This is a genomic window from Rhodoblastus sp. (assembly GCF_052145335.1).
In the GTDB taxonomy this organism is placed as follows: domain Bacteria; phylum Pseudomonadota; class Alphaproteobacteria; order Rhizobiales; family Beijerinckiaceae; genus Rhodoblastus.
This window is the reverse complement of the sequence record NZ_JBKQOU010000020.1, coordinates 1-3265: the sequence shown is the minus strand read 5'-3', so window position 1 is coordinate 3265 and position 3265 is coordinate 1. Positions and strand designations below refer to the sequence as shown.

At 63.5% G+C, this 3265-nt stretch carries 3 protein-coding genes and 1 pseudogene; all 4 read left to right on the top strand.

Features of this window, described 5'->3' with window-relative positions; all coding sequences use genetic code 11:
- A partial coding sequence (locus tag ACLP2E_RS01635) for a 2-hydroxymuconic semialdehyde dehydrogenase (protein WP_442464964.1) occupies nucleotides 1–1257 on the top strand: 1257 nt, incomplete at its 5' end.
- 28 nt (nucleotides 1258–1285) lie between these two features.
- Nucleotides 1286–2080: a 2-keto-4-pentenoate hydratase gene (locus ACLP2E_RS01630; RefSeq protein ID WP_442464963.1), complete on the top strand. Its 795-nt coding sequence runs from the start codon at nucleotides 1286–1288 to the stop codon at nucleotides 2078–2080.
- Nucleotides 2080–3021: an acetaldehyde dehydrogenase (acetylating) gene (locus tag ACLP2E_RS01625; protein WP_442464962.1), complete on the top strand. Its 942-nt coding sequence runs from the start codon at nucleotides 2080–2082 to the stop codon at nucleotides 3019–3021. Before ACLP2E_RS01630 ends, ACLP2E_RS01625 begins: the two co-directional genes overlap by 1 nt.
- Nucleotides 3021–3265 (top strand): annotated as a pseudogene (locus tag ACLP2E_RS01620) (4-hydroxy-2-oxovalerate aldolase); the annotation flags it as partial. The gene ACLP2E_RS01625 and the pseudogene ACLP2E_RS01620, both read left to right, overlap by 1 nt.

Below are 3265 nucleotides of genomic sequence, written 5' to 3'. Positions count from 1 at the left end.
CTGCTGGCGGCGGTGGCCGACGAGATCAACGCCCGTTTCGACGAATTTCTCGCCGCCGAATGTCTCGACACCGGCAAGCCTTATGGTCTCGCCTCGCATATCGACATTCCGCGCGGCGCCGCCAATTTCAAGATGTTCGCCGATACGGTGAAGAACGTCTCGACCGAAACCTTCATTCTCGACACGCCGGACGGCAAGAGCGCGGTGAATTACGGCCTGCGCCGTCCCAAGGGCGTGATCGCGGTGATCTCGCCGTGGAACCTGCCGCTGCTGTTGATGACGTGGAAGGTCGGCCCGGCGTTGGCCTGCGGCAATACGGTGGTGGTCAAGCCTTCGGAGGAAACGCCGCTCACCGCGACTTTGCTCGGCGAAGTGATGAACAAGGTCGGCGTGCCGAAGGGCGTCTATAACGTCGTGCATGGTTTCGGACCGCAATCGGCGGGCGAATTTCTCACGCAGCATCCCTTGGTCAATGGCGTCACTTTCACCGGCGAGACCCGCACTGGCGAGGCGATCATGCGTCAGGCGGCGCTTGGGGTGCGGCAGGTGTCGTTCGAACTGGGCGGCAAGAACCCGGCGATTGTGTTCGTCGATTGCGATCTCGACAAGGCGATCGAAGGCACGATGCGGTCGGCCTTCGCCAATTGCGGTCAGGTCTGCCTCGGCACCGAGCGCATCTATGTCGAGCGGCCGATCTTCGACGCTTTCGTCGCTCGCCTCAAAGCCGGCGCGGAAAGCCTGAAACCCGGCCGTCCCGAAGATGCGGCGACCAATCTCGGCCCGCTGATCAGCCAGGAGCATCGCAGCAAGGTCCTGTCCTATTACCAGCTGGCGTTGAAGGAAGGCGCGACGCTCATCACCGGCGGCGGCGTTCCTGAAATGCCGCAAGAACTCAGCCAGGGGGCCTGGGTTCAGCCGACCATCTGGACCGGCTTGCGCGACGACACGCGCACCATCAACGAAGAGATTTTCGGCCCCTGCTGCCACATCCGTCCCTTCGACACCGAAGACGAAGCGGTCCGCCTCGCCAATTCCACGCCCTATGGTCTCGCGGCGGCGGTGTGGACGGAGAACCTGTCGCGCGGCCATCGCGTCGCGGCGCGGATGGACGTCGGTATATGCTGGGTGAATTCCTGGTTCCTGCGCGATCTGCGCACGGCTTTCGGCGGCTCCAAACAATCGGGCATCGGCCGCGAGGGCGGGCTGCATTCGCTCGAATTCTATACCGAACTGTCGAACGTCTGCATCAAGCTGTGACCTCGACTCATTCAGGAAGGACCTATCTGTGACGGACCAAGCGGTACAACAGGTCGCGGACAAGATTTTCGAGGCCCATCGCCTCGGAAAGCCTTGCGCGCCGGTGCGCGATCTTTTGCCGGAAGGCGCGCTCGACCGGGCCTATGCGGCGCAGGAGATCAACACCGAGCGCTGGCTCGCCGGCGGCCGCCGCCTCGTCGGACGCAAGATCGGCCTGACCTCGCTGGCGGTGCAGAAACAGCTCGGCGTCGACCAGCCCGATTACGGCATGCTGTTCGACGACATGGCGATTCCCGACGGCTGGGAGATCGGCCGCAAGCAGCTGATCCAGCCCAAGGTCGAAGCGGAAGTGGCCTTCGTGCTCGAGCGCGATCTCGACCAGGAGCGCCTCACCATCGCCGACGTTTTGCGCGCGATTGCGTTTGCCCTGCCCGCGATCGAGGTGGTGGATTCGCGCATAAAAGACTGGAAGATCGGCATCCTCGACACCATAGCCGACAACGCCTCGTCCGGCCTCTATGTCCTGGGCGCGACGCCGAAGAAGCTCAAGGACCTCGATCTGCGCTCGGCAGGCATGGTGATGGAAAGCGCGGGCGAACCGGTCTCGGTCGGCGCCGGAGCGGCCTGCCTCGGCGATCCGCTTTCGGCGGTTCTGTGGCTGGCGAAAACCATGGCGCGTGTCGGGCGGCCGTTGAAGGCCGGCGACACGGTGATGTCGGGCGCCCTCGGCCCGATGGTCGGCGTGAAATGGGGCGATGTGGTTGAAGCGCGCATTTCCGGCCTCGGCTCGGTGCGCGCGGCCTTTGCGAAGGAACAGGCATAATGGAAAAGATTTCCTGCGCGATCATCGGATCGGGCAATATCGGCGCCGATCTGATGATCAAGATCATGCGCATGTCGAAACATCTCGAAATGGGCGCCATGGTCGGCATCGATCCAAAATCCGACGGACTTGCGCGCGCGGCGCGACTGGGCGTCCCGGTGACGCATGAAGGCATCGAGGGATTGCGCAAACTGCCCAATTACGCGTCCATCCAGGTGGTGTTCGACGCCACTTCGGCGGGCGCCCATATCCACAACAACGCCATCTTGCAGAAGGACGGCAAGAAGGTCATCGACCTGACGCCGGCCGCCATCGGCCCCTTCACCATTCCGGCGATCAACGGCGACGCCAATATCGACGAACCGAATGTCAACATGGTCACCTGCGGCGGCCAGGCGACGATCCCGATGGTGCGCGCCGTGCGCCGCGCTACCGACCGCGTGATCTGGGGCGAAATCGTCGCCTCGATCTCGTCGAAATCGGCCGGTCCCGGCACCCGCGCCAATATCGACGAGTTCACCGAGACGACATCGAAAGCCATTCGCGTTCTGGGCGGCGCCGAACATGGCAAGGCGATCATCATTCTGAACCCCGCCGAACCGCCTTTGATCATGCGCGACACCGTGTTCACCCTGTCGCAGGGCGGCTCGAAAGAAGCGATCGAGCAATCGGTTCACGACATGGTCGCGAGCGTGCAGAAATATGTGCCCGGCTATCGCCTGAAGCAAAAGGTGCAGTTCGAGAATATCGGCGACAACGCGCCGGTGCGCATTCCCGGCGTCGGCCTGTGCTCGGGCCTGAAGACCACGATCATGCTCGAAGTCGAGGGCGCGGCGCATTACCTGCCGGCCTATGCCGGCAATCTCGACATCATGACCTCGGCGGCGATGGTCACCGCCGATCATTGGGCGGCCAAACACCTGCAGAAGGAGGCCGCATGATGGCCCGCGCAAATCCGAACAAGCTCTATATCCAGGACGTCACCCTGCGGGATGGCATGCACGCCGTCCGCCACCAGTATGATCTCGACGCGGTGCGCCTGATCGCCCGGGCGCTCGACCGCGCCGGCGTCGACGCCATTGAAATCTGCCATGGCGACGGCATCACCGGCTCGACCTTCAATTACGGTTTCGGCTCGCACGACGACGCCGAGTGGATCGCCGCCGTGGCCGGCGAATGCGCCCA